General features: G+C 70.7%; 25 protein-coding genes. 17 read left to right on the forward strand and 8 right to left on the reverse strand.

Going from position 1 to position 26130, the window contains the following annotated elements; translation table 11 throughout:
• Positions 1–54: 54 nt before the first annotated feature.
• A complete protein-coding gene (lpdA, locus tag LXM50_RS04120) occupies positions 55–1428 on the reverse strand; it encodes a dihydrolipoyl dehydrogenase (protein ID WP_233309996.1) in 1374 nt (457 codons plus the stop codon).
• Complete coding sequence (locus LXM50_RS04125) at positions 1425–2903, reverse strand: leucyl aminopeptidase (protein ID WP_233309997.1); 1479 nt, start codon at positions 2901–2903, stop codon at positions 1425–1427. The genes lpdA and LXM50_RS04125 overlap by 4 nt, the downstream gene beginning before the upstream one ends.
• Positions 2904–3013: 110 nt before the next feature.
• Between LXM50_RS04125 and LXM50_RS04130 the strand changes: the two genes are divergently transcribed.
• The 3 genes from LXM50_RS04130 (at position 3014) to LXM50_RS04140 (ending at position 6115) form a co-directional block, all read left to right on the forward strand.
• Positions 3014–3949 (forward strand): proteasome assembly chaperone family protein, encoded by a 936-nt coding sequence (locus tag LXM50_RS04130; protein ID WP_233309998.1) that lies wholly within the window; start codon positions 3014–3016, stop codon positions 3947–3949.
• Positions 3950–4175: 226 nt separating this feature from the next.
• The gene (locus LXM50_RS04135) at positions 4176–5414 is read left to right on the forward strand and encodes an RNA polymerase sigma factor (protein WP_233309999.1); all 1239 of its coding nucleotides are present in this window, start codon (positions 4176–4178) and stop codon (positions 5412–5414) included.
• On the forward strand, positions 5411–6115 hold the full coding sequence (locus tag LXM50_RS04140; protein ID WP_233310000.1) for a coenzyme F420-0:L-glutamate ligase: 705 nt from the start codon (positions 5411–5413) through the stop codon (positions 6113–6115). Before LXM50_RS04135 ends, LXM50_RS04140 begins: the two co-directional genes overlap by 4 nt.
• Positions 6116–6182: 67 nt before the next feature.
• Here the strand turns inward: LXM50_RS04140 and LXM50_RS04145 are convergent, their stop codons facing one another.
• Positions 6183–7205: a sugar-transfer associated ATP-grasp domain-containing protein gene (locus tag LXM50_RS04145; protein ID WP_233310001.1), complete on the reverse strand. Its 1023-nt coding sequence runs from the start codon at positions 7203–7205 to the stop codon at positions 6183–6185.
• Positions 7206–7322: 117 nt separating this feature from the next.
• Here LXM50_RS04145 and LXM50_RS04150 point away from each other — a divergent pair, with 117 nt between their 5' ends.
• Both LXM50_RS04150 and LXM50_RS04155 read left to right on the forward strand, forming a co-directional pair.
• Positions 7323–8045: an alanine racemase gene (locus LXM50_RS04150; protein ID WP_233310002.1), complete on the forward strand. Its 723-nt coding sequence runs from the start codon at positions 7323–7325 to the stop codon at positions 8043–8045.
• On the forward strand, positions 8033–9082 hold the full coding sequence (locus LXM50_RS04155) for an alanine racemase (protein ID WP_233310003.1): 1050 nt from the start codon (positions 8033–8035) through the stop codon (positions 9080–9082). Before LXM50_RS04150 ends, LXM50_RS04155 begins: the two co-directional genes overlap by 13 nt.
• 83 nt (positions 9083–9165) lie before the next feature.
• Here LXM50_RS04155 and LXM50_RS04160 read toward each other — a convergent pair whose 3' ends face one another.
• Positions 9166–9378 (reverse strand): hypothetical protein, encoded by a 213-nt coding sequence (locus LXM50_RS04160; RefSeq protein WP_233310004.1) that lies wholly within the window; start codon positions 9376–9378, stop codon positions 9166–9168.
• Positions 9379–9560: 182 nt separating this feature from the next.
• Between LXM50_RS04160 and LXM50_RS04165 the strand changes: the two genes are divergently transcribed.
• Genes LXM50_RS04165 through LXM50_RS04175 form a run of 3 tightly spaced genes read left to right on the forward strand, consistent with a single transcriptional unit; the run spans position 9561 to position 13096 of the window.
• A complete protein-coding gene (locus tag LXM50_RS04165) occupies positions 9561–11696 on the forward strand; it encodes a type IIA DNA topoisomerase subunit B (RefSeq protein WP_374107798.1) in 2136 nt (711 codons plus the stop codon).
• Positions 11696–12172 carry a GNAT family N-acetyltransferase gene (locus LXM50_RS04170; RefSeq protein ID WP_233310005.1) on the forward strand — a complete coding sequence of 159 codons (477 nt, stop codon included), beginning with the start codon at positions 11696–11698 and terminating at the stop codon, positions 12170–12172. Before LXM50_RS04165 ends, LXM50_RS04170 begins: the two co-directional genes overlap by 1 nt.
• A gap of 12 nt (positions 12173–12184) precedes the next feature.
• Positions 12185–13096, forward strand: a complete 912-nt coding sequence (locus LXM50_RS04175; protein WP_233310006.1) for an arginase family protein — start codon at positions 12185–12187, stop codon at positions 13094–13096.
• A gap of 3 nt (positions 13097–13099) precedes the next feature.
• Here LXM50_RS04175 and LXM50_RS04180 read toward each other — a convergent pair whose 3' ends face one another.
• Entirely contained in the window at positions 13100–14329 is a 1230-nt protein-coding gene (locus LXM50_RS04180) for a glycosyltransferase (RefSeq protein ID WP_233310007.1), read from the reverse strand.
• A gap of 84 nt (positions 14330–14413) precedes the next feature.
• Between LXM50_RS04180 and LXM50_RS04185 the strand changes: the two genes are divergently transcribed.
• Genes LXM50_RS04185 through LXM50_RS04200 form a run of 4 tightly spaced genes read left to right on the forward strand, consistent with a single transcriptional unit; the run spans position 14414 to position 18456 of the window.
• Entirely contained in the window at positions 14414–15421 is a 1008-nt protein-coding gene (locus LXM50_RS04185; protein WP_233310008.1) for an NAD(P)-dependent oxidoreductase, read from the forward strand.
• On the forward strand, positions 15418–16218 hold the full coding sequence (locus tag LXM50_RS04190) for an MBL fold metallo-hydrolase (protein WP_233310009.1): 801 nt from the start codon (positions 15418–15420) through the stop codon (positions 16216–16218). Before LXM50_RS04185 ends, LXM50_RS04190 begins: the two co-directional genes overlap by 4 nt.
• Positions 16215–17537 carry a F390 synthetase-related protein gene (locus LXM50_RS04195; RefSeq protein ID WP_233310010.1) on the forward strand — a complete coding sequence of 441 codons (1323 nt, stop codon included), beginning with the start codon at positions 16215–16217 and terminating at the stop codon, positions 17535–17537. Before LXM50_RS04190 ends, LXM50_RS04195 begins: the two co-directional genes overlap by 4 nt.
• The gene (locus tag LXM50_RS04200; RefSeq protein ID WP_233310011.1) at positions 17524–18456 is read left to right on the forward strand and encodes a 3-oxoacyl-ACP synthase III family protein; all 933 of its coding nucleotides are present in this window, start codon (positions 17524–17526) and stop codon (positions 18454–18456) included. Before LXM50_RS04195 ends, LXM50_RS04200 begins: the two co-directional genes overlap by 14 nt.
• A gap of 19 nt (positions 18457–18475) precedes the next feature.
• Here the strand turns inward: LXM50_RS04200 and LXM50_RS04205 are convergent, their stop codons facing one another.
• Entirely contained in the window at positions 18476–20923 is a 2448-nt protein-coding gene (locus LXM50_RS04205) for a DNA topoisomerase (ATP-hydrolyzing) subunit A (protein WP_233310012.1), read from the reverse strand.
• Positions 20924–21004: 81 nt separating this feature from the next.
• Here LXM50_RS04205 and LXM50_RS04210 point away from each other — a divergent pair, with 81 nt between their 5' ends.
• A complete protein-coding gene (locus LXM50_RS04210) occupies positions 21005–22132 on the forward strand; it encodes an alkaline phosphatase family protein (protein ID WP_233310013.1) in 1128 nt (375 codons plus the stop codon).
• A 35-nt stretch (positions 22133–22167) separates the two neighbouring features.
• Here LXM50_RS04210 and sepH read toward each other — a convergent pair whose 3' ends face one another.
• On the reverse strand, positions 22168–23232 hold the full coding sequence (sepH, locus tag LXM50_RS04215) for a septation protein SepH (protein WP_233310014.1): 1065 nt from the start codon (positions 23230–23232) through the stop codon (positions 22168–22170).
• Positions 23233–23429: 197 nt separating this feature from the next.
• Here sepH and LXM50_RS04220 point away from each other — a divergent pair, with 197 nt between their 5' ends.
• Positions 23430–23723, forward strand: coding sequence for a DUF4193 domain-containing protein (locus tag LXM50_RS04220; RefSeq protein ID WP_233310015.1), 294 nt, complete (start codon positions 23430–23432; stop codon positions 23721–23723).
• 60 nt (positions 23724–23783) lie between these two features.
• Here LXM50_RS04220 and LXM50_RS04225 read toward each other — a convergent pair whose 3' ends face one another.
• On the reverse strand, positions 23784–24281 hold the full coding sequence (locus tag LXM50_RS04225; protein ID WP_233310016.1) for a DUF3093 domain-containing protein: 498 nt from the start codon (positions 24279–24281) through the stop codon (positions 23784–23786).
• A gap of 12 nt (positions 24282–24293) precedes the next feature.
• Between LXM50_RS04225 and dut the strand changes: the two genes are divergently transcribed.
• From dut to LXM50_RS04240, 3 genes are read left to right on the forward strand one after another with little or no spacing between them, the layout of a single operon-like run.
• On the forward strand, positions 24294–24749 hold the full coding sequence (gene dut, locus LXM50_RS04230) for a dUTP diphosphatase (protein WP_233310017.1): 456 nt from the start codon (positions 24294–24296) through the stop codon (positions 24747–24749).
• Positions 24746–25354, forward strand: coding sequence for a DUF3710 domain-containing protein (locus LXM50_RS04235; protein ID WP_233310018.1), 609 nt, complete (start codon positions 24746–24748; stop codon positions 25352–25354). The genes dut and LXM50_RS04235 overlap by 4 nt, the downstream gene beginning before the upstream one ends.
• The gene (locus tag LXM50_RS04240) at positions 25351–26127 is read left to right on the forward strand and encodes a DUF3159 domain-containing protein (RefSeq protein ID WP_233310019.1); all 777 of its coding nucleotides are present in this window, start codon (positions 25351–25353) and stop codon (positions 26125–26127) included. Before LXM50_RS04235 ends, LXM50_RS04240 begins: the two co-directional genes overlap by 4 nt.
• Positions 26128–26130: the final 3 nt, after the last annotated feature.

The following is a 26130-nucleotide window of genomic DNA, read 5'->3' on the forward strand; positions in this document are numbered from 1 at the left end:
TGGGCATGAGGGGGTTCAGCCCAGCATTGATTTCCACGATGCGCAATAAAAGTTTCACATCGCGTGAAGTGGCTTGCCTGCAAGGGCGAGGAACGCCTCGCCGAGAGCCTCGCTCTGCGTCGGATGGGCGTGGATCAGCGGGGCGATGTCCTCGGGGTGCGCCTCCCAGCTCACCGCGAGCTGACCCTCCGTGATGAGCTCTCCGACGCGGTCGCCCAGCAGGTGCACGCCCAGGACGGGGCCGTCCTTCTGCCGCACGACCTTGACGAGTCCGCCCGTGCCGATGATCTCGCTCTTGCCGTTGCCGGCGAGGTTGTACTCGTAGGAGACGACCGCATCGGCGCCGAGCGCGTCGATCGCGGCCGCCTCGGTGACGCCGACCGAGGCGACCTCCGGGCTGCAGTACGTGACGCGGGGGATCTGCGCCTCGGGGATGACCGCAGGATTCAGTCCCGCGATCCGCTCGGCGGCGGCGATGCCCTGAAGGAAGCCGCGGTGCGCGAGCTGCAGCCCTGGCACGATGTCACCGACCGCCCACACGTGGTCCACGTTCGTGCGCAGCTCTGCGTCTGCGAGCACGAAGTCGCGCTCCATCGCGATGCCGGCCTCCTCGAAGCCGAGTCCGGCCGTCGCGGGGCCGCGTCCGACGGCGACGAGCAGATAATCGGCCTCGTAGGAGGTGCCGTTCTCCAGGGTGACCGTGACGGCCTCGTCGGTCTGCGTCGCGTTCGCGAACCGCACGCCCAGCGAGTAGGCGATCCCGCGTCGGCGGAACGCGCGCTCGAGTCCCTTGCTCAGGGCGATGTCCTCGTTCGGGGCGAGGTGCTCGAGCGCCTCGACGATCGTCACCTCGGCACCGAACGAGCGCCAGACGCTCGCGAATTCGACGCCGATCACCCCGCCGCCGAGGATCACGACGCGCTGCGGCACCTCTTCGAGCGCGAGTGCCTGCTCACTGGTGAGGATGCGGCCGCCGATCTCGAGGCCCGGCAGGGACCGGCTGTAGGAGCCGGTTGCGAGGATCACATCGGACCCGGTGTACACATCGTCCCCGACCGCGATCGAGCGGTCCGGACGCAGAGAGCCCTCGCCGCTGACGACGGTGATGCCGCGCGCCTTGACCAGACCCTCGAGCCCCTTGTACTTCTTGGCGACGATGCCCTCGCGATAGGCGCGGACCCCGGCCGGATCGATCCCCTCGAAGGAGGCGCCGACACCGTACTTCGCCGCGTCGCGGACGTTCTCGGCGACCTCGGCGGAGTGCAGCAGCGCCTTCGTGGGGATGCACCCGCGATGCAGGCACGTGCCGCCGACCTTGTCCTTCTCGATCAGGGCGACGGACTTGCCGAGCTCCGCGGCGCGGAGGGCCGCGGCGTATCCGCCGCTGCCGCCACCGAGGATCACGAGGTCGAAGGTGTGGGTGGTCATGCGCGTGCTCCGTTCGCGCGCGCCTCGGCGAAGGCGATCAGCGTGCGCACGATCGCGCCCGTGGCGCCCTTGTCGGTGAAGCCGTACGGGGCTCCCTTGTGCTCGGAGGAGCCGGCGATGTCGAGGTGGGCCCACGGGATGCGCGGGGCATCTGCCTCGTCGGAGGTGCGTCCGACCATGCGGCGCAGGAACAGGCCGGCGAAGAGCGAGCCGCCTGCCGGGTCGCCGATCTTCGCGTTCACCAGGTCGGCGATCGGCGATTTCAGCTCGTCCTCCATGTGCTCGGGAAGCGGCATCGGCCATGCGGCTTCACCCGAGGCGGACGCCGCAGCGAGGACCTCCTGCACGGTCTCGTCGTCGCCGAAGACGCCGGTGTGGCGCATGCCGAGGGCCACGATGATCGCGCCGGTCAGCGTCGCGACATCGAGGATGACGTCGGGCTTCTCCCGGCTCGCGGCGACCAGGCCGTCGGCGAGGACCAGGCGCCCTTCCGCATCCGTGTTCAGCACTTCGACGGTCTGCCCATCGGCGAAGCGCAGCACGTCGCCCGGGCGGATGGCCGAGCCGGAGGGCATGTTGTCTGCGATGCACAGCCAGGCGGTCATGCGCATCGGCAGGCCCAGGGCGGCGACGGCCTTGGTCGCGGCGAGGATGCTGGCTGCCCCTGCCATGTCCGTCTTCATGCCGACCATGCTGGCCGGCGGCTTGAGCGACAGTCCTCCGGTGTCGAAGGTGATGCCCTTGCCGACGAGGGCGATGTGCCCGGTCGCGTCGGCAGGGGAGTAGTCGAGCCGCACGAGGCGCGGCGGGCGATCGGATCCTTGGCCGACGCCGAGGATGCCGCCGAAGCCGCCGGCGGCGAGGGCGGTCTCGTCGAGCACTTCGACGGTCACATCGAGCCCGGCGACCTCCGCAACGGCGCGCTCCGCCAGATCCGCCGGCCCCAGCCACTCGGCCGGGGTGGTGACCAGATCCCTGGTCAGTGCGACGGCCTCCGCGAGGGCCGTCGCGTGGGCGGCGTCCTCGGGCGAGAGCTCCGCGTGCAGCACGATCGTCCCCGCGCGCTTCGGCTGCTCGCCGGAGCGGTAGTCGTCGAAGCGGTACCCGCCGAGCAGCGCGCCCTCGGCCGCGGCCGTCGCGAACCCGCCGACGGCGTCGCCGAGTCGCACCGAGACGCGGTCGAACCCGGTGAGCGTGCGCAGTGCGGCGCCGACGGCCTCGCGCACGGCGTCCGCATCCGGGGCGGACCCTGCACTCACGACAGCGACCGGCACGTCCGCGACCTCGGGAGCGGGAATGCGCGTATAGGCGCCCGCCTTCCCGGTGAAGCCGACCGCGGTCAGCGCGGCATGGGTGGAGGAGAACGGGGAAAGGTCTTCCGGGGTGTCCGTGAGACCGGCGACGACGAGCACGACCGCATCAGCGTTCGCGTCCGCCGGAGCGCCTGTGTGCAGCTCGAGCGCAGGTGACGTCATGGGTTCCATCCTAGGTTCGGCGCGGTGCGCGACGAGAGGATGCGCCCTCCGCGTGTTCGCTGTCAGCGCTCAGCGGATCCGGGCGGCGGGGTGACTCGTAGCATGGAGGCATGCCCATCTCCGGAGAGATCCACGAACGCGTCGCCTACCCCGGCGGCGTGCCGTCCGGCCTGCCGCTCGTCATCCTGCTGACCGGCTTCACGGACGCGGGATCCGCGGTGTCCGGGCTCATCGACCACCTCGTCGAGACGACGGATCCGCAGCCGGTGCTGGTCTTCGACAACGACCTGCTGCTGGACTACCGCGCGCGCCGCCCGGTGCTCACCTTCGACCAGGACCACATCGCGGAGCTGAAGCCCGCCCGCCTCGAGCTGTCCCTGGCGCACGACGCACTGGGACGGCCGTTCCTGCTGCTGGCGGGCTACGAACCCGACTTCGCATGGAACGCGTTCGCCGACGTGGTCCTCGACTTCGCCGCCGAGTACGACGTCTCCACTGTCACCTGGGTCCATTCCATCGCGATGCCCGTGCCGCACACCCGACCGATCGGGGTCACCGCGAGCGGCAACAGGGCCGAGCTCACGGCGGCGCATTCGGTGTGGCGCCCGCGCACCCAGGTGCCCGGCACAGCGGGGCATCTGCTGGAGTACCGCTTCGTTCAGGCGGAGCGCAGCGTCGCGAGCTTCGTTCTGCTCGTGCCGCACTATCTCGCCGACACCGAGTATCCGGATGCGGTCCTCACCGCCGCCGAGAAGGTCATGGCGGCGACGGGGCTGGTGCTGCTCACCGATGCGCTGCGGGAGAAGCGCGCGGAGTATCTGGAGCGGGTCGACGAGCAGGTGCGCGACAACGAAGAGCTCGGCCAGATGGTGCAGACCCTGGAGCACAGGTACGACGCCTACATGTCCGGTCTCGAGCTGGAGGACGAGGCGCCCGCCCGTTTCGACGAGGGATCGCTCCCCAGCGCCGATGAGCTCGCTGCAGAACTGGAGCGCTTCCTGGCCACGCGGCCCGGCGGGGACGAGGACAAGAACGGCCGGATCTGAGCCGATTCCGGGAGTGTCCCGAGAGGTTCGACGCGGAATGCGGGATCCGGTGTCGGCGACCGCAGAGTGTGCGATACTTATCTGACGACCCGTTGTCAATACCCACTCCGCAAGGTCTGGGGACTTGACAAGGGTCTTACTAGTGCCCGCAAGGGCACGGGCCGATCAAGCCGACAGGCTGAACGAACACAGGGCGCCCGCGCAGCGCTCCGTTGAGAGGCGAGACGTGACGACTGCCACGAAGAAGAACACCCGCACGAAGACCGAGGCCGCTGAGCCCGAGGAGGTCGCGGCGGCAGCCGCCGACGCCGCGGAGCAGGCCGCTCCGACGAAGGCGGCGGCGAAGAAGCCGGCCGCGAAGAAGCCCGCCAGGGCGAAGAAGGATGCCGTCGACGAGGCCGCCTCCGAGGAGGCCCCCGCGGATGCGGATGACGGCGACGAGGAGGAGGGCGCCAAGCCCGCCTTCAGCGAGCCGCTGCCCACCGGCGCGATCCGGATCAGTTCGACCGATGAGGACGACGTCCCCGTCTACTCGACGCAGATCACCGGCGCCACCGCCGACCCGGTCAAGGACTACCTGAAGCAGATCGGAAAGGTCGCGCTGCTGAACGCGGCCGAAGAGGTCGAGCTCGCGATGCGGATCGAGGCGGGTCTGTTCGCCGAGGAGAAGCTCTCCGTGATGTCGGCGGCCGAGAAGACCGGTCAGCTCGGACTCGACCTGCAGTGGGTCGCCCGCGACGGTCAGCGCGCCAAGAGCCACCTGCTCGGCGCTAACCTGCGCCTCGTGGTGTCGCTCGCCAAGCGCTACACGGGCCGCGGCATGCAGTTCCTGGATCTCATCCAGGAGGGCAACCTGGGCCTCATCCGCGCCGTCGAGAAGTTCGATTACACCAAGGGCTTCAAGTTCTCGACCTACGCGACCTGGTGGATCCGTCAGGCCATCACCCGCGCCATGGCCGACCAGGCCCGCACGATCCGCATCCCGGTGCACATGGTCGAGGTCATCAACAAGCTCGCCCGCGTGCAGCGTCAGATGCTGCAGGACCTCGGTCGCGAACCCACGCCCGAAGAGCTGAGCCGCGAGCTCGACATGACCCCCGAGAAGGTCATCGAGGTGCAGAAGTACGGCCGTGAGCCCATCTCGCTGCACACCCCGCTCGGCGAGGACGGCGACAGCGAGTTCGGCGACCTCATCGAGGACACCGAGGCCGTGGTCCCCGCGGACGCGGTCGGCTTCACGATGCTGCAGCGCCAGCTGGAGCAGCTGCTCGACTCCCTGTCCGAGCGCGAGGCGGGTGTGATCCGCATGCGCTTCGGCCTCGGCGACGGCCAGCCGAAGACGCTCGACCAGATCGGCGACACGTTCGGCGTGACCCGCGAGCGGATCCGCCAGATCGAGTCGAAGACGATGGCCAAGCTGCGTCACCCGAGCCGTTCGCAGTCGCTGCGGGACTACCTCGAGTGAGTGCGGCGGCGAAGCCCAACGACGGTAAGAACCTCGACATCTCGGTCGAGGGGACTCGCTGGCTGCGTATCCCGATCCGCACGAAGGTGGTCATGCCCGGCGACGTGCTCGCCGACATCGTCACCGAGTACGCCGCGGGTGAGGTGCAGAAGGGCGACCTGCTCTTCATCACAGAGAAGATCGTCGGCATCACCCAGGGGCGCTCGTTCCTGCTCGAGGAGATCCAGCCGCGCAAGCTCGCGTTCTTCCTGTCGAAGTACGTGACGCGCACGCCCTACGGCATCGGACTCGGCATGCCCGAGACCATGGAGATGGCTCTGCGCGAGTGCGGCACGCCGCGGATCCTGTTCGCGGCCGCGGTCTCCGCCGTCACCAAGGCGTTCGGACGCCGCGGCGACTTCTACCGGATCGCCGGGGAGAAGGCGCGGGCGATCGACGGGCCGACCGAGGGCACGATGCCGCCCTACGACCGCTCGGTCGTGCTGGGGCCGGCGCGCCCCCGCGAGGTGGCGCACGAGATGCAGCGGCTGATCGGCGGGGTGTGCGACGTGGCCGTCGTCGACATCAACGACCTCGGCGGCAACATCCTCGGTTCCACGCTCGAGAAGACTGCGGAGAAGCGCCTCGTCGCGATCCTCAAGGACAACCCGCTCGGCCAGGGCACGGAGTCGACCCCGATGGGCATCATCCGCGCAGCCTGACCGTGTGAACCACGAAGAAGCCCGCCTCGTCGTCGTGACAGGGCGGGCTTCTTCGTGCGAAAGGCGCTCAGAACCTGATGGCCGCCTGGTAGCGCGGCTTGTGCCCGGTGCGGATGCCCGAGACGCTCGGCTTGTTCTCGTAGACGCCGGCGCCCCAGTTGCCCTCGACGAGCACGGGGCCGTCCGGGCCGACGACGATGTCCCAGCCGACGTACTGCACCTGGGGCACGACGCGCGCGACCTGGTCGACGAACGCCTTGACCTCGTCGATCAGCGGCAGCTGGAAGTCGGCGATGCGGAAGCCCGAGTCGGGATGCAGCTCGTGCACGTGCCCGTGGGAGTCGTAGCCGGCGCTCACCGCGTGGCCGTCGTCGTCCAGCATCGTGTAGAAGCCGCCGAACGACATCTGGTCGCTGACCTCGCCGCGCCCGAACTTCTGCGCCATCGCGAGGATGTGCGTCTTCTCGCCGTCGAAGAAGGCGGTGACGCGGGTCGTGTTGACCGTGCCGGGGCAGACCGCGGCGAGGTCGGGGTGCTGCCGGATGACCTCCTCGACGAGCAGACGGCCCTGGCCCAGCAGGTCGGCGTGGAAGGCATCCCAGTCGGAGACGTCGGCGGCGTGGTAGCGGAACACGCCGGAACCGGCCTGTCCCATCGGCGTCTTCACGATGACGGTGCCCAGACGCTGCACGAAGTCGCGCAGCTCGTCGGCGTTGCCGGGCTTCACGACCATCCACTCGCGACGGAGGAAGTCCGAGAACTTCTCGTCGAACTCGATCTTGTCGTGGAAGAGGTGCCGGTAATCGGGGTGCGCGTAGCGCTCCGAGATCTGGTTCGACACGGGGTGCGTCATGTAGGTCGCGCGCTCTGCGCGGTTCAGGATCGCGAAGTCGTAGTCGATGTAGTCCTGGAAGCCCACGTTGTGGCGGCCGGCCGACCACAGCATGTCCACCACCACGGCGGGGACGGCCTTGCCGTGCTGCGCGGACGCCTCCTTGGCGCGCTCGATCACCGAGCCGACGTTGATGCGACGGGCGCGCTCGGCGAGATAGCCGAGACGGGACTTGAGGCCGAGGCCGTTCGAGGGCATGCGTACTCCGGGGAGATCGGACGGGGAACCGGTCCAGTCTAGGCGGCCCGCCTCCGAGAACCCCGGGGCGAGGGCGCTGGACGGGGCCGGCAGGATCCGCCCGGGTAGGCTGGGAGGGTGAACGAGCCGCTCCCCGACACTCTTCCGCAGAGTGCGATGCTGCGTTCGCTGATCTCGCGGTCGGCGCTCGAGGACGGGGCCGCCGCCGCGGTCGCCGCCGGGGGAGCGGGCATCGCGGATCTTCGCCACGATGCGTGGGGGCACGGCCTCCTCGACGTCGCTCGGGTTGTGACGGCGGCAGGCGCGCGCGGCGTGCGCGTGGACGGGCCGCACGACGTCGCGCTGCTGCGAGCGGAAGGCATCGAGGCGACCTGCACCGAGACGCCGGAGCTGGATCCGCGTGTGCTGTACGGTCTGCCGGATGCGAGCGGAGCGCTGCCGGGCCGACCGGTGATGCGCGTGGCAGGGCGCGTGCTCTCGACCAAGGACATCGCGGCGGGCGGCGGTGTGTCCTACGGCTACATCCATCGCGCCTCCGAGGATTCGCGCCTCGCGCTCGTCACCGGCGGCTATGCACAGGGCGTTGTTCGTGCCCTCGGCAGCCGCGCGTCGATCGAGATCGACGGTGTGGTGCACCCGATCGTCGGCCGGATCGCCATGGACGTCTGCGTGGCGGACATCGGAGGGACGGACGTCGCCGTGGGGGCCGAGGCGACGTACTTCGGCGGAGAAGGCCCCTTGTCGGCGGGGGTCGCCGACTGGGCTCGGATCACCGGGATGCGCATCGACGAGCTGGTGGCCGTGGCCGGGCAGAGGACGGAGCGGGCATGGGAGGCATGACCGGTCCCGTGCTGCGGGTGGACCAGGCCGTGCTGCAGGCGAACATCGCGGCCGTGACCGCGCGGGTCGCGCCGTCCACGCTGATGATGGTGCTCAAGGACGACGGCTACGGCCTCGGCGCCGCCTGGGCGGCGCGTGTCGCGGCGAACGCGGGGGTCGGGTGGTTCGGCACCTACGACATCCCCACCGCGCTCCGGCTGCGCGACGAGGTCGGTCCGGTGCCACGGCTGTTCGCCTGGGCCACCTCGGTCGATGCGGAGATCGACGCGGCGCTGCGGGCCGACGTGGACCTCGGCGTGGGGACGCTCGACTATCTGCGCCGAGTGATCGCGCGGGCGGCGGAGCTCGGCGCCGTCGCGCGCATCCATCTCAAGGTCGACACGGGACTGCACCGCAACGGGCTTTCGGCCGAGGAGTGGGACGAGGGAGTCGGGTCGGCGCTGCGGGCGCAGAACGACGGGCGACTGCTGCTGGTGGGCGCGTGGAGCCACCTCGCGGAGGCGAGCGACGACGAGGACGACGCTGCGCAGGCACGATTCCTCGCGGCTGTGCGCCGCGCCGGCGAACTCGGTGCGGACCTGCCCCACCGGCACCTCACGGCCTCGGCCGCCACCTGGGCCCGCCCGGAGCTGCGCGGCACGCTGGTCCGCGTGGGCGCCTTCTGCTTCGGCGTGCGCTCCGCCGACGGGCCGGACCTGCCGGGGATCGCGCCCGCGGCCGAGCTCGTCGCGCCGGTGCTGCGCATCGACGGGGATGAGGTCGTCGTGGGTGTCGGATCCTTCGACGGGCTGCCGAGCATCCTCGCCGGACGCGTGCAGGTGGGCACACCGGCCGGCGCCCGGACGCTCCTGGCTGTCGGCCCTGACACGGTGCGCGTCGCGGGCTGGGATGCCGCCGCGGTCGGCGACGAGGTGGTCCTGTTCGGCCGGGGTGCGCACGGCGAAGCGACCCCGACCACCCTCGCCGAGGCGATCGGCACCGTGGGCGAGGAGATCCTGTGCCGGCTCACCGCTCACGTGCGGCGCGAAGAGCACTGAGCCTTCCGTCTCGGATCGGCGCGTCCACCGACATGAAAACGCCCGATGTCCGAGGACACCGGGCGCTTCTGTCTGTGAGCGGGTCAGCTGTCGAGCAGACGCGACGTCTCGTCGTGCCAGCTCGTCGCCACCGCGCGGAGCTTTTCCTCGTATTTGCGCCCGTGGTGAGCGCAGAACAGCAGCTCGCTGCCGTTGACCTCGGCGGCGATGTATGCCTGGGCTCCGCAGGAGTCGCATCGGTCCATCGCCGTGAGGCGGGGGATGACGGTGCTATCCCGTTCGGTCGTCGCGTTCATCTCGATGCCTCCTCGTTGTTCGGGTCCGCTGTTGGAGTGTGCTCAATACAACCACGCAGAGCTGGGAGTCATGCCCGCGAGACGGCGTGTTTCGCTCACCGCGTACGCGCTCGATGACGAGCGGGTGACGGTGAGGAGTGTCGTCGGGGCGACGTCCGCTCTCCTCGATACGATGGGGGATTGTGACAGCCGAGTATTCCGCCCATCATCTCCAGGTCCTCGAGGGTCTCGAGGCCGTCCGCAAGCGGCCTGGAATGTACATCGGCTCGAACGGCTCCCCGGGGCTCATGCACTGCCTCTGGGAGATCATCGACAACTCGGTGGACGAGGCTGTCGCGGGCAACGGCACGAAGATCGACATCCTCCTGCACCCCGACGGCAGCGTCGAGGTGCACGACCGCGGGCGAGGCATCCCGGTCGACGTCGAGCCGCGCACAGGTCTCACGGGCGTCGAGGTCGTCTTCACGAAGCTTCACGCGGGCGGCAAGTTCGGCGGCGGCTCGTACGCCGCCTCGGGCGGTCTGCACGGCGTCGGCGCCTCGGTCGTGAACGCCCTGTCCGAGCGACTCGACGTCGAGGTCGACCGCGGCGGGAAGGTCTACGCGATGTCGTTCCGGCGCGGCGAGCCGGGCATCTTCAAGGATTCGGGCGAGAAGCGGCCGGACGCCCCGTTCACGCCGTTCCAGGACAACAGCGAGCTGCGCGTGATCGGCAAGGCGCCGAGGGGCGTGACCGGCACCCGCATCCGCTACTGGGCGGACCGGCAGATCTTCACCAAGGACGCCGCGTTCCAGCTCGCCGAGCTGGAGACCCGCGCGCGGCAGACCGCCTTCCTCGTGCCGGGTCTCGAGCTCGTGGTCCGGGACGAGCGCGCGGTGACCGGCGCCGTCGCCACGGACGGTACGGAGGCCGAATCCGGACCCGGCTCGGCAGCGGCGGTGAACGAGACCTCGTACCACTACGAGGGGGGCATCGCCGAGTTCGTCGAGTACCTCGCCACCGACGCGCCGGTGACGGACACCTGGCGCGTGCAGGGCGAGGGCACGTTCAAGGAGACCGTGCCGGTGCTGCAGGCGGACGGCCACATGATCGCGACCGAGGTGGAACGCGTCTGCGCGGTCGACATCGCGCTGCGCTGGGGAACGGGCTACGAAACCAGCACCCGCTCGTTCGTGAACATCATCGCGACGCCCAAGGGCGGAACGCACCAGCAGGGCTTCGAACAGGAGCTGCTCAAGGTCCTGCGTGCGCAGGTCGAGCAGAACGCCCGCCGCCTGAAGGCCGGCAGCGACAAGATCGAGAAGGACGACGTGCTCGCGGGCCTCACCGCCGTGCTGACCGTGAACGTACCCGAGCCGCAGTTCGAAGGCCAGACGAAGGAAGTGCTGGGCACGCCCGCCGTGCGCACGATCGTCGCCCAGGTGGTCCGCAAGGCGCTCGGCGAGCGCTTCGCATCGACCAAGCGCGACGACAAGAACCAGGCCTCGATGCTGCTGGACAAGATCGTGGCCGAGATGAAGGCGCGCGTCTCGGCTCGGGCGCACAAGGAGACCCAGCGCCGCAAGAACGCACTGGAGTCCTCCTCGCTGCCGGCCAAGCTCGTGGACTGCCGATCCACCGACGTCGCACAGACCGAGCTGTTCATCGTGGAGGGCGACTCCGCGCTCGGCACGGCCAAGCACGCCCGCACGAGCGAGTACCAGGCGCTCCTGCCGATCCGCGGCAAGATCCTGAACGTGCAGAAGGCGTCGGTCAGCGACATGCTGTCGAACCTGGAGTGCGCCTCGATCATCCAGGTGATCGGCGCCGGATCCGGCCGCTCCTTCGACCTCTCGACCGCGCGCTACGGCAAGGTCATCCTGATGAGCGACGCCGACGTCGACGGCGCGCACATCCGGACGCTGCTGCTCACGCTCTTCTACCGCTACATGCGACCACTGATCGAGGACGGGCGGGTCTTCGCGGCCGTGCCGCCGCTGCACCGCGTCATCGTGATGAACCCCGGATCCAAGCCGAACGAGACGATCTACACCTACAGCGAGGGCGAGCTGCATTCCCTGCTCGCGAAGCTGCGCAAGCAGAACAAGCGCTGGCATGAGCCGATCCAGCGGTACAAGGGGCTCGGCGAGATGGATGCCGAGCAGCTCGCCTCCACCACGATGGATCGCTCCGGGCGTCTGCTGCGACGTGTGCGCATGGAGGATGCGGAGGCGGCGGGTCGCGTGTTCGAACTGCTGATGGGAAACGAGGTGGCTCCGCGACGCGAGTTCATCATCGACTCCTCCGATCGCCTCGCCCGCGAGGCCATCGACGCCTGATGTCCGCGCTCGCACCGGGCGTGTCGCTGCGCCCCGCGAATCCCGGCGACATCGACGCGATCGCGGCGCTCAAGGAGCGGGTGCTGCGTCAGGATCTCGAACCGCTGGTCGGCTGGGACCCGGAACGCTCCCGCGACCGCGTCGTAGAGCACTTCTCTCCGGCGCACACCTGGACGATCGCCGTCGACGGCGAGGACGCGGGCACGATCACACTGCGCCCCGATCAGGAGGCGCTGTGGCTGGAGATGTTCTATCTCGACGCGCGGCACCAGGGTCGCGGCATCGGATCCTCGGTCCTCCGCTCCGTGCTGACGGACGCCCCCGCCGACCGGCCGCTGCGGCTTCAGGTGCTGGTCGGATCCGCCGCGCTGCGTCTGTACGAGCGGCACGGCTTCGTCGTCGAGCAGAACGACGGCATCGACATCTGGATGCGCCGCGATCCGCGCGCGGCTGCCGAGACCGCGGCGGCTCCTTGACAGACTGAGACGATGGTCGCCGTCGTCTCCGCCCCCACGAACCTCGGACTGCGTCCGCCCGTACGCGGCGGCGTGCCCGGCACCGCGAAGGCCCCGGACGCCCTGCGAGAGGCCGGTCTGCACCGGCGGCTGCACGCCGCCGGAGCGGTCGATGCCGGTGTCGTGCTGCCCGGACGCTATGTGGACGATGACGGACGGCGCCCGGCGGGCACGGTGCGCAACCAGGCGGCGATCATCGATCACGCCCGGAGGCTCGCCCATCGGCTGTTCGAGATCCGGGAAGCGGGCCAGACACCACTCGTGCTCGGCGGCGACTGCAGCCTCGCGATCGCCGCCGGTCTGGCGTCGCGGGTGACCGGCGGCGGGGGCCTGGTCCACATCGACGGCCACACCGACTTCCGGCATCCGGGCAACAGCACGGGCGTGGGCAGCGTCGCGGGGGAGGACCTGGCGATCGCGATCGGCCGTCATTCGCCGGAGCTCGCCGAGATCGACGGACTCGGACCGTACTACGACGCCGATCGCGTCGCGCACATCGGGCACCGCTATGAGGACGCGTTCGTCGAGGAGGTGCGCGAGGCGATCGCCCTCGTCATCCCCGCCGATGAGGTGATCCTGCACGGTGCGGCGCGGGCGGCGTCCCGCGTGCGGGCGGTCGAGGGGCTCGAGCGCCGGTACTGGATCCAGGTCGACGTCGACGTGCTGGACCCCGTGCACATGCCCGCCGTGGACAGCCCCGACCCCGGCGGCCTCGCCCCGGATGAGCTGATCGGCCTGCTGCGTGCCCTCGCGCCGCACGCCTGGGGCGCTTCCGTGACGGTGTTCGATCCGGATCTGGACCCGGACGGCGTCCACGCGGCGACGCTCGCGGACGTGATCGCCGAGGGCTTCGCCGAACTCGGGACGGCGCCCGGCGAGGAGTGACGGTCAGCGCGAAGCCCGGGCGGTCACCGCGGCGCGATAGGCGCGGAGCAGTCCCTCGCGGTGGGCGCTCTGGGCCACGCGCGGGCGGTGGGCGATCGCGGCCGCGCTCATGTCCGCGACCTGGGCGGGGTCGTCCCGCAACGCGGCGAGCGCCTCGGCGAGCCCCGCGGCATCGGGCCGGGGCGCGACGAGATGACCGTCTCGCGGCAGGGCCTCGGACAGATCCGGATCCGCCACGATCACCGGCAGACCGGCGGCCACGGCCTCGAGCAGCACCATCGGCTGGTTGTCGAAGTCGAAGGAGCTGGACACGAGCACATGCGCCGTGCGCATCGCGGCGAGCACCTCGGTCTGCGGCACGGATCCGCGCACGTCCACCCGCCCGGATCCGATCCGGGACGCGGCGCGCGCGACCGCCCGGCGTGAGATGCCGTCACCCAGCATCACGGCCTCGATCCCCGGCGTGCGGGACACGGCGTCGAGGAACACCTGGGGACGCTTCTCCGGTGACAGCCGTCCGCACCACAGCACCCGCAGGTCCTCGCCCGGTTCCGGCCGCCGTTCGGCGGGCGTCCCGATCGTGTCGAGCACGGTCGCCTCGAGCCCGTTCGAGAGCACGTCCAGCGGCGTCTGCACGCCCTGCCTCACGAGCTTGGCGGCGAAGTGCGCGGAGGGAACGATCACACGATCGGCGCGCTGAGCCTGGCTCACCATGAGCCGCCACATGCGCCGAGCCGTGCGGGTGCGGGCGTAGGGAGCGCTCGCGTCGAGGTCGAGCGGTCGCGTCCCGGGCGCCGGGCCGAGGCCGCGGCGATGCAGACCGGCGAGCAGCGCTGTCGTGATCCCCGGCAGCGGGAGCACCGATCGCGTGTACACGTCGATGCGCCCGTGCATGGTCTGGACGAGCGGGATGCGAAGCGACCCAGCGGCGCGGTACGCGGCGAGAGCGGCGAACATCTCGGTGTGCACGTGCACGACGTCGAAGCCGGAGAGGTCGTGTTCGAGCTGGGCGGTCGCATCGCGCAGGGGCCAGGTGAACGGGTAGCCATCGGGGGCGAAGCCGCGCGCCGTCGGCAGCCGCACGACGCCTGGGCCGGGGGAGGGCTCCGCGAGCGGGGCGAACACGACGACATCGTGTCCCGCGCCCAGGAGCTCCTCGCGATGGGCCTTGATCGCGGTCTGCACGCCGCCGAGCGTCGGCAGGTAATAGTCCGTGACCATCGCGATGCGCACCGTCTCACTCTAGGGCGGACCCGGAGCCGCATCGCATGCGCGGACCTCCCCGTCGGCGCCGCCGTCGTGCCATAGCATCGGGGCATGTCAGCGTCCGCCCGACCCGTCCTCGTCACCGGCGCCGGCGGGTTCCTCGGCGGATACGTCGTGCGCGAGCTCAGGGCGCACCACATCCCGGTCCTGGCCTCGGGGCGCAATGCGGATGCGCTCGCTCGGGTGGCGGCGCCGGAGGAGACCCTGGTCTCGTCCCTGGCAGAGCTCCCGGATGCGGCGAGCGAGGTCGACGCGGTCGTGCACTGCGCCGCGCTGTCGTCACCCTGGGGGCGCCCGCGAGACTTCATCACCGCCAACGTCGAGGGGACGGCGGCGGCCCTGAGGTTCGCCGAGAAAAGCGGGGCACGCCGGTTCGTCTTCGTGTCGTCGCCGAGCGTCTACGCCGCCGCGCGCGACCGGATCGGCATCCGCGAGGAGGAGGTCGACCCCGGCAACCGCCTGAACGACTACATCCGCTCGAAGCTCGCCGCTGAGGCGCTGCTGCGCGAGGCCCAGCGGACGGGCCGGATCCGGGAACTCGTGATCCTGCGTCCGCGCGGGTTGATCGGCGCCGGGGATCCGAGTCTCGTGCCGCGGCTGCTCGCCGTGCACCGTCGCATCGGTGTGCCGCTCTTCGACGACGGGCGCAACCTCGTCGATGTGACGGCCGTGGAGAACGTGGCGAGCGCGCTCCGGCTCGCGCTGAGCGAAGGCGATCCGGCCGGAGGCGTCTACAACATCAGCAACGGCGAGCCGCGGCCGTTCCGTGAGCTGCTGGAGGGGCTGCTGTACCGGCTCGGTGAGACCGCCCGGTTCCGTCGGCTCTCCCGCCGCGGCGCCTGGACGCTCGCGGCAGCTCTCGAGGGGATCTGTCGTGTGCTGCCCGCCCGCCCCGAGCCTCCACTGACCCGCTACACGCTGTCGACCATCGCGTACGCGCAGACCCTCGATATCTCCCGGGCTCGCGCGGAGCTCGGCTATGCGCCGGAGGTGTCGCTCGACGATGCGCTCGACCGCGCCGTGGCCGACCTGCTCGCGCGGACGGACACGGTCGCATGACGCACCGACTGCGACACTACGTCTGCGGGAGTACCGTGCACGACATCGGCATCCTGTTCCGCGACGCCGGACGCGACGTGCGAAGCTTCCCGTCCGGCGCGTTCCTGTACGAGCCCGGGGACGGGCGTCGGATACTCGTCGACACGGGCTACGCCCCGCAGCCGTGGCACACGGGCTGGCGCGGCGCCGTGTACCGCCGCGTCCTGCCCCCGACGATGACTGCCCAGGATGACATCGCGCAACAGCTCGCGGATGACGGCGTCGCTCCGGAGAGCGTCACACACGTCGTGCTCACCCACCTCCACCCGGACCACATCGGCGGGGTCGTGCGGTTCCCCTCGGCGCGCATCGTGACCACCGCCGGACAGCTCGAGACGCTGCGGCGGGCGCGGCTGCGGGACGCGATCCTTCCCGGCCTGCTGCCGGCCTGGTTCCCCGGTCCGGATCCGCTCGTCCTCGACCGGAGCGACTTCGTTTCGACGGAGGTAGCGGGCGTGCCATTGGACGTCGCGGATCCGTTCCCCGGTGCGGGGCTGAGGCTCGTGGACCTGCCCGGGCATGCGCAGGGGCATCTCGGCGTGCTGGTCGACGATCGGGTGCTGCTCGCCGGAGACGCCGCGTGGGGTTCGGATCTGCTCGCAGAGGAGCCGCGCATGCGCGCGGTGCCGCGTGCGCTGCAGCACGACGGCGACGCCTATCGGGACACGGCACGCCGGCTGGTCGCGCTCTCTCGCGCCGGCATCAGGGTGGTCTGCAGCCACGATCCGGTCGGCGACCGAGAGCTGCTCCCGCGATGAGCCGGTTGCGGATCCTCGCCGAGTTCGCCGCCACGCGCTGGTTGCGACCGCTGCGCACGCGCGCCTCGGTCGAGCGCCGGCAGCGTCGCCTGCTGCGGCGTCATCTGCGGTTCCTCCGCCGCCGCTCCGCATACTTCGGTCCACTCCTCGCGGGTGGCTCCGCTGGTTTTCCGGAGCTGCCGCTGATGGACAAGAGCATCATGATGGATCGCTTCGACGAGCTGAACACGGTCGGCGTCCATCGTGAGGAGGCGATGCGGATCGCCCTGGCGAGCGAGCGCTCCCGCGACTTCGCCGCTGATGTCCAGGGCTGCTCGGTCGGGCTGTCCAGCGGAACGAGTGGACACCGCGGGCTATTCCTCGTGAGCCGCGCGGAGCGGGAGGCCTGGGCGGGGACGATGCTCGCGCGCACGCTGCCGCGCGGGCGCATCCTCGGACATCGCATCGCACTGTTCCTGCGGGCCGACAACACGCTGTACGAGGCGGTCGGATCCCGTGCCGTCTCGTTCTCCTACTTCGACGTGTTCGCAGAGATGGGGGAGAACCTCGAGCGTCTCGGCCGTTACGCGCCCACGATCCTGGTCGCGCCTCCGTCGGTGCTGCTGGCGATCGCCCGGGCGGCCGAGAGCGGCGCGATCGCCGTGCGCCCGGAGAAGGTCTACGCGGTCGCCGAGGTGCTCGAGATCGCCGATGAGCGCAGGATCGCGGTCGGTCTCGGACAGAAGCGGATCCACCAGCTCTACCAGTGCACGGAGGGCTTCCTCGCACACACCTGCGAAGAAGGCGTGCTGCATCTCAACGAGGACGGCGTGCTCATCGAGCGGGAACAGCTGGGCGACGGCCGGTTCGCGCCCATCGTGACGGACCTGCGCCGCCGGGCGCAGCCCATCGTGCGCTACCGCCTCGGCGACGTGCTCCGGGAGCGCGACGCGCCCTGCCCGTGCGGGAGCGCCCTGACTGCGCTGGCCCGGATCGAGGGCCGCGAGGGCGACACCCTGCGGCTGCCAGGTCGGGACGGGGGCGTCGTCGAGGTGTTCGCCGATCTGGTGTCGCGTGCCCTGGTGTACGCGGACGGCGTGGCGGAGTACCGCATCGTGCAGACCGGCCGTCGAGTGCTCGAGGTCGGCATCGAGGTTGCGGCGGACACACCGCTCGCGCTCGTGCGGGCGAACGTCGCGGCTGAGCTGGGATCATTGGCGGACCGTCTCGGTGCGGAGCGCGCCGAACTGCGTTTCGTGTCGTACGCGCCGGAGCCGGGACGGAAGCTGCGCCGCGTCGAGCGGCGCTGGAGGGGGGATCTGAACGATGCGGAGCTGTGAGATCGCGGGGTGGGGCAGCGTGCTGCCGAGCCGGACGGTGCGGTTCGGCGAGAGCGTGCGCTACCGGATCGAAGACGACGTGTCGCACCTCGACATGCTCGCGAGCGCGGCGTTGCGCGCCGTCGACCACGCCGGTCTGACGACCGATGACATCGACCTCGTGCTCGGAGCGTCGGCCGCCGGTGTGCAGCCGATCCCGTGCACGGCGGCGCTCGTGTGGGAGCGCCTCACCTCGGCTGGTCATGCGGCCGCCTTCGACGTGAACTCGACGTGCACGAGTTTCGTCACCGCCCTGGACATCGCGTCCCGCTATCTGGAGGGCGGCGACCACCAGACCGTGCTCGTCGTAGCAGGCGACGTCGCCTCGCGGTTCCTCAACCCGCGCCAGCAGGAGAGCTTCGAGCTGTTCAGCGATGCCGCGGTGGCCGTCGTGCTGCGTCGCGCCACCGTGCCGGACCGAGGCGTGGTCGCCAGCCAGCAGCAGACCTGGCCCGCGCACGCACACGACACCGAGCTGCGCGGCGGGCTGTCGCATTCTCCTGCACAGCAGTACGCGGGGGCGGATCCGGCCGACTACCTGTTCGACATGGACGGCCGGCGGGCGCTGCTCGGCATGATGCGCGTTCTGCCCGACTTCTTCGAGCGGTTCCTGCGCAGGGCGGGTCTCGACCACGGCGACATCGCCCTGTGGATCCCGCATCAGGCCTCGGCGGCGCTCGGTCCGATGCTCGACCGGATCGGCGTACCCGAGGACCGTCGCGTCGACGAGGTCGAGGCGTTCGGCAACATGGTCTCCGCGTCGGTGCCGTTCATGCTGACCCGGGCGCTGGAATCCGGTCGCGTGGGTGCCGGTGACACCGTCGTGCTGTGCGGCACGGCCGCCGGCCTCACGGCCAACGCGCTCGCGCTGCGGCTCTAGACGACGCTGGGCCCGGCGCTCATGCGCCGAGCATGCCGCCGATCGACCCGATCACGCCATCGATGCTCTGTCCCGAACCGTCGCGCTTGGCACCGGCCTCGGGCAGAGCACGCGCCGATCCGTCCGGTCCGACCGCGAGCGCGGGCTCGGCGCCCACCCAGGCGAGGGTCAGTCGGTCCTCGCCCTTCAGGAACGCGTGCGCGCGCACGCCGCCGGTGGCGCGTCCCTTGCCAGGGAACTCGGCGAACCGGGACGACTTCGCGCGGCCCGCATCGGTGCCCGCGATCATGCCGGTCGCGCCGGACACGGTCACGACGATGGCCTCCGCTTCGGAGGCCAGCACGGAGAAGGCGATCACCTCGGCCTTGGCGCCGAGCTTGATCCCGGCCATGCCGCCTGCGGGTGCGCCCTGGGGGCGCACGCCCGCCGCGGCGAAGTGCAGCAGCTGGGCATCGCTGGTGACGAACACGAGCTCGGCGTCGTCGGGGGCCGGGCCCGCACCCACGACCGCGTCGCCGGGCTTCAAACCGATGATCTCCAGTTCGGGTTTCACCGCGAGCGACGACGGCACGACTCGCTTCACGACTCCCGTGCGCGTACCGAGCGCGATCGGTGTGTCGTCGTCGAAGCGCACGAGCGAGAGGATCCGCTCGCTCTTGTCGAGCAGCCCGATGTAGTCGCGCAGCGGCACGCCCGCTGCCAGATGCACCGAGGCGGACGGCATGGAGGGCAGATCCATCGCGGTGAAGCGCAGCACGCGTCCCGCCGTGGTGACCGCGCCGATCTCGGTGCGGGTCGTCGTGCTCAGCGTCGCGAGGATCGCGTCGTGCTTGCTGCGGCGGGAGGCGGGGGAGAGCTCCTGACCGGGCTCGAGATCCACCCGCACGGCTCGGCCGGTGGTCGACAGCACCACCATGGTCGGCGCATCGGCGATCTGCGTGTCCACCGGACCCTTGGCCGCACGGGCTTTGGGCGGTGCGGCGTTCAGCAGCATGGTGCGCCGCGGGGTGCCGTACGCCTCGGCCGCCGCATCGAGCTCGGTCGAGACCTGGGCGCGCAGCAGAGCCTCGCTGCCGAGCAGTTCCTGCAGCGCCGCGATCTCGGCGAGGAGGGCGTCGCGCTCGGTCTCCAGCTCCAGGCGGGAGAACTTGGTGAGGCGCCGCAGCCGCAGTTCGAGGATGTACTCGGCCTGTCGCTCGCTGAGGTCGAACACGCTCTGAAGGCGGGTGCGAGCCTGCTCCGAGTCGTCGGAGGAGCGGATGACCTGGATGACCTCGTCGATGTCGAGGATCGCGATGAGGAGACCCTCGACCAGGTGCAGGCGCTCTTCCCGGCGGGCCAGACGGTACCGGCTGCGTCGCGTGACGACCTCGAGGCGGTGCCGCACGTAGACGCTGAGGAGCTCCTTGAGCCCGAGTGTGCGCGGCTGCCCGTCGACGAGGGCGACGTTGTTGATGCTGAACGAATCCTCGATCGGCGTCAGGCGGTACAGCTGCTCGAGCACGGCGTTCGGGTCGAATCCCGTCTTGATGCCGATCTGGATCCGCATGCCGTGATTGCGGTCCGTCAGATCGTTGACGTCGCTGATGCCCTGGAGCTTCTTCGCCTGCACCGCGTCGCGGATCTTCTCGATCACGCGTTCGGGGCCGACCATGTAGGGCAGCTCCGTGACGACGATGCCGGTGCGGCGCGGCCCGAGAGGTTCGATGGAGACCTTGCCTCGGACCTTGAACGCACCGCGGCCGTTCGCATAGGCGTCGCGGACGCCGTCGAGGCCCATCACGATGCCACCCGAGGGGAAATCGGGCCCCGGGACGAACTCCATGAGCTCCTCGGTCGTGGCGTCCGGGTGCTCGAGCAGATGGATGGCCGCAGCCACGACCTCGATGAGGTTGTGCGGCGCCATGTTGGTGGCCATGCCGACCGCGATGCCGCTCGCACCGTTGACGAGCAGGTTCGGGAACGCGGCAGGCAGCACGGAGGGCTGCTGGAACTGGCCGTCGTAGTTCGGGACGAAGTCGACGACGTCCTCGTCCAGGCTCTCGGTGAGGGCGAGGGAGGAAGGCGCGAGGCGAGCCTCGGTGTAACGGGAGGCGGCGGGGCCGTCGTCCAGGGAGCCGAAGTTGCCGTGACCGTCCACGAGAGGCAGGCGCAGCGCGAAGGGCTGGGCGAGACGGACCAGCGCGTCGTAGATCGCCGAGTCGCCGTGCGGGTGCAGCTTGCCCATGACGTCGCCGACGACGCGGGCGCTCTTGACGTGTCCGCGCTCGGGCCGCAGACCCATCTCGGCCATCTGGAACAGGATCCGGCGCTGCACCGGCTTCAGCCCGTCGCGGGCGTCCGGCAGGGCGCGGGAGTAGATGACCGAATAGGCGTACTCCAGGAAGGATCCCTGCATCTCGCTCGAGAGATCGATGTCCTGGATGCGCTCTTCGATCGGCTCGGGCGGCGTGGTCGTGCGGGGCATGGGCTTCCTGCGGGTGTCGGGCGGCGGCGGAGCGGTTCTCGACGCCGGGGCCGTGCCGGGCTCTGTGCGAGACTGACACGGATGACCCTCATGCTACCGGCGATCCCGCCCTCCACCCGGAGCATCACCGGGGTGGCGCACGACCTGTTCGGCGCTCTCGACGGCCGTGACGGCGCCCTGCCGGCGGCACGGTCGGTGGTGCTCGTCGTCATGGACGGGCTGGGCGCGATCCCGCTGCGAGGGCACGCCGGCCACGCCCGACGCCTGTCGGGAGCGATGACGAAGAAGGACGTGCTCTCCAGCGTCTTCCCGTCCACGACAGCGGCGGCCCTCACCAGTCTGCTCACCGGGGTGGATCCCGGCCGGCACGGTCTCGTCGGGTACGAGGTCAGGGATCCGCGCACGGGCGTGCTCGTGAACCAGCTCGCAGGCTGGGAGAAGGCGCGCGTGGATCCGACCGAATGGCAGAGCGCGCCCACCGTCTTCGAGACCGCGACCGGATCCGGTCGTCCGGCGTTCGCCGTGGGCCTGGCCGAGTATGCGGGCAGCGGCTTCTCCGCCGCGACTCTGCGCGGCGCCGAGTTCCGCTCCGCGCGCACCGCGGCCGAGCGCGTCGCACTGGCGTTGAGCCTCGCCGAGGATCACGAGGGGGCACTCGTGTACTGCTACCTCCCGGAGGTGGACAAGGCCGGGCACAAGCACGGCGTGGCATCGGCGGAGTGGGTCCGCGCGCTCGAGGAGCTGGACGCGGCGATCCCGGCCGCGGTGCCCGACGGCGTGGGCGTGCTCGTCACCGCCGACCACGGCATGGTCGACGTGCCCCGGACCAGGCACCTCGTCCTCGACGAGCGCAGTCGTCTGCACGACGGGGTGGCGGCGATCGCGGGGGAGCCGCGCATGCTGCATGTCTACGTCGAGGATCCGGCGCGACTCGAGGCGATCGCGACGGAATGGGCGGCGGGGGTCGAAGGCGCCGCAGATGTGCTCACGCGCGCGCAGGCGATCGACAGCGGCCTGTTCGGATCCGCTCCGACCGCTGACGCGCAGGCGCGGATCGGCGATCTCGTGGTGCCCGCGCGGGGCCTCTGGGCGCTCTACGACGGCACCGCCGAGGACCAGCGTTCGCAGGGCATGATCGGCCAGCACGGCTCGCTCAGCCCGGAGGAGCTGCGCGTGCCGCTGCTCCGGTTCGGCGCGTTCGCACGCTGACCGACTCGAGTCCGATCCGTGGATCGGGTCGGTGATCAGTCCTCGCTGCGGGCCCCGAACACGATCTCGTCCCACGACGGCATCTCGCGGCGGCGCCGGCGCGGCGCGGAATCGCCGTCGATCGAGACAGGGGCGGTCGACTGCTCGGGCTCGGATTCCGGCTCGTATCCCGGCTCGAGCGCTTCGAAAAGAGCCAGCGGCCGCGACTCCTCCGGCTCCTCCTCGACCGTCGGCCGGGCCTCGCGCTGACCGCGCCGGCGACGCAGGGCCTCCAGCAGGTCGGCCGTGTCGGACGGCGTCGCGGGGGCGAACGAAGCGCTGCGCGTCGCCGCCTCCTGCGCGTTGGACGAGGTCTGCGGGTGGCGCGCCGACCGCGGCTCCGGAGCGTCGGCCGCGCCGTCCTCCTCCGTCACGGTGGACTCGACGGGCGCCGGCACGAGGCGGGGACCGAACGCGCCCGAATCGAATCGGGTCTCGTCCTTGTACGGCGACGGGCGCTCCTTGTCCAAGGCGCGCAGGCGGGGGATCAGGCCCTCCGGCAGGGCGCCCTGCCGGGACAGCTGCGTGGCGTCGGCATTCAACGGGGCCAGCGCGCTGCGGCGCGGATCGAAGCTCCATCGCGCATCGTGCTCGACGTCGTTGGCGGTGAACTCGAGCTTGATCACCCAGCCCGTGTCGTCCTTCCAGCTCGCCCAGCGCTCGTCACCGGCAGCCAGTTCCGCGAGCTTGGCGCGGATCGCGACGCCGAAGGTGGGCTGCGCATCGGGCTCGACCTCGCTGCCGATCAGCACGGGTACCGCGAGAGCCTGGCCGACGACGTGCTCGCGTTCGGCGAGCACGGGGCTCTCGAAGCGCTGCACGACCTCGAGGTCGACTCCCAGGAGTTCGGCGACCTCCGTGGCCGACATGCCGGCGCGGATGTGCGACTGGATCTCGCGGGGACTCGCCGCCAGCGGCGGCGCTTTCTCCTCGCGGCCCGCCTTGGCCCGGCGCAGTTCGGCGCGCAGCACCTCGTCGATCGGGAGGGCGAATCGCTCTCCCGACTCGGTGGCGAGGACGAGGACGTCGTCTTCCGCGCCGACGATCGTGACGTGTTCCATGGCTTCAGCCCCTCAGAATGAGTGTCGGTTCATGGTGTCATGCGGTGTGCGCGCCGCCGGGAATATCGCGGGCGCGCCGCCAGTTCTGATGCCCTGAGAGAGTGGCATTTGCGATTTGGACGCGCGTCATGCAAACTATGGGCCGCCGAACACCCCCGGCGCCCGCCACTCGCAGGATGAAAGTGGAGATCCACCCCATGGCAACCGATTACGACGCCCCGCGCAAGAGCGAAGACGAGAGCGAGTCGATCGAGGCTCTCAAGGAGCGCGTCCCCGACAAGCTGTCGGGGTCGATCGACGTCGAGGATTCGGACAACCCGGGCGGATTCGACCTTCCGGGAGCCGACCTCTCCGACGTCGAGCTCGACGTCGTGGTGCTGCCCCCGCAGGAGGACGAGTTCACCTGTGTCAGCTGCTTCCTCGTGAAGCACCGTTCGCAGCTCGACCACGAGGACAAGGCAGGCCCGATCTGCAAGGAATGCGCGGCCTGATTCCTCTTCGCTGCTCGCGCCCGGACCCTCTCGGTTCCGGGCGCGTTCTGCGTTCTGGGATCAGGCCTGCGGGTTCGCGGATGCGCGAGCCGCGTCGATCGCGGCGGCCAGGCGGTCCGGCGTCCGGGACGAGATCGTCCAGCTCGGAGCGGGATCCGCGGGATCGGTGTTGGGCACGATCACCACGCCGTCGATGCCGCCGCGGATCAGATGCCAGCCGCGGGCGGGAAGGCCGGGGCCGCGCGCCTGACGTGCGTCCTCACCGGTGCGGACCTCGGGCTCGCCCAGCCAGGAGGCGTCGATCCACGCGCGACCCGCGCGCAGGACGTTCCGCTCCACGGCGACGCTCGGCGATCCTGCGATCATCAGGGCGATGATCGCGAGTGTCGCGATGGCTCCGATGACGAGCGCGATACCCGATCCGGCGGGGACGAAGACGAGTGCCAGCATCGGGCCGCCGAGGGCCGCGGCGAGGAACAGCCACAGACTCGGTGCGAGACGTTCGCGGTAGCGGATGGCCCTCGAGGAGGGCCCGGCATCGCGTGCTGCGTTCTGCATTAGCCTCTTTCCGTGACCGAATCCGTGGACGTTCCCATTATCGCGCCCCAGCTCCCTGTCTACGCCCACCCCGGCGACGCCGGAGCGGACCTCGTCTCGACCGAGGCGCTACGACTCGAGCCCGGTCAGCGCGCGCTGGTCGGCACCGGCGTGCGGATCGCGCTGCCCGAGGGCTTCGCCGCGTTCGTCGTGCCCCGCAGCGGTCTCGCGGCCAAGCACGGCATCACCGTCGTCAACGCCCCGGGCACGGTGGACGCCGGCTATCGCGGCGAGATCAAGGTGAGCCTGCTGAACACCGACAGCAATGCGGCGTACGATGTCGCGGTCGGTGATCGGATCGCTCAGCTGATCGTCATGCCCGTCACCCGAGCCCGGTTCATCCCGGTCGACGCGCTGGACGATTCGGTGCGCGGAGCAGGCGGATTCGGATCCACCGGCTATCAGACCCAGAGCCAGGAGAACGCATGAGCGACGACAGCACGTCCGGGATCGAGCCCGTGGAGGACGCCTCGCAGGCTCCCGTCCGCGATCGCGCGGTCGACGGCCCGTTCGACGAGAGCGAGGCCAACCCGGTCCGTCCCTACATCGACCTCGGCGCCATCAAGATCCTTCCGCGTGAGGGGCTGAACCTCCGCCTCGAGGTGGAGGAGCAGACCCAGCGCATCGTGGCCGTGGGGCTCGACTACGCCGATTCGACCCTGCAGGTGCAGCCGTTCGCCGCGCCCCGCTCGAGCGGCCTCTGGGACGAGACGCGCGCGCAGATCCAGGAGCAGATCTCCCAGCAGGGCGGCACCGTCACCGAGCGCGAGGGCGCCCTGGGCTCCGAGCTGCTGGCAGAGATCCCCGCGGTCGCCGGCGACACCGCCGTCACGCGGCTCGCCCGGTTCGTGGGCGTCGACGGCCCGCGCTGGTTCCTGCGCGGCGTGATCGGCGGAGCCGCGGCATCCGACGAGTCCGCAGCGGCCGCCGTCGAGGACCTGTTCCGTTCGATCGTGGTGGTGCGCGGTGGAGCGCCGATGCCCCCGCGCGACCTCATCCCGCTGCGCATGCCCGCGGCCCCCGGCACGGCGTGACCACGTCGCGGCCGGAGGAGCCGGAGCGCGCCTCCGAGGGCGCTCCGGGGGAGCGGTACGCACCGCCCCCGGCGCCCGACGCCGCGCAGAGCCTCGGGGCTGCCCTCGGCGGAGCGGCGCAGCGTCTGGGCATCGACCCGAACTCCGGTGCCAGCACCGGGCACGTCGTGTGGAGCGCGATGGGCGGGTGGCGCGGGGTGTTCGAGTCCGTCCTGCCCAGCGCGGCGTTCCTCGTCATCTACACCCTGAGGCCGGATCCGCTCTGGCTGTCGCTGGTCGTGTCGGTCGGTCTCGCCGCAGTCTTCTCGGTGATCCGCCTGCTGCAGCGCTCGCCCGCCGCCTCGGCCCTCGGCGGCCTCGTCGCCGTCGCCGTCGCCGCGGGACTCGCCCTGTGGACAGGCCGCGGCCAGGACAACTTCGTCCCCGGCTTTTTCACGAACGCCGCGTACGGCGTTGTGCTGCTCGTCTCGGCCCTCGTCGGATGGGCGCTCATCGGGCTCGCTGCGGGATTCCTCATGGGCGACGTGCGCGGCTGGAGAGCCGACAAGCGCAAGCGCCGGGCGTTCTTCTGGATCACGATCGCCTGGGCCGCGCTGTTCTTCGCCCGCCTGGGCGTGCAGCTGCCGCTGTACTTCTCCGGCAACGTGCAGGCGCTCGGCACGCTCAAGCTGATCATGGGGCTCCCGCTGTTCGCTCCGATGGTCGCGGTGACGTGGTTGCTGGTACGTGCGCTGTACCCGCCGAAGCACGAGGACGACACGCCTCAGGAGTGACTC

Source organism: Microbacterium sp. Au-Mic1 (assembly GCF_021341785.1).
In the GTDB taxonomy this organism is placed as follows: Bacteria; Actinomycetota; Actinomycetes; order Actinomycetales; family Microbacteriaceae; genus Microbacterium.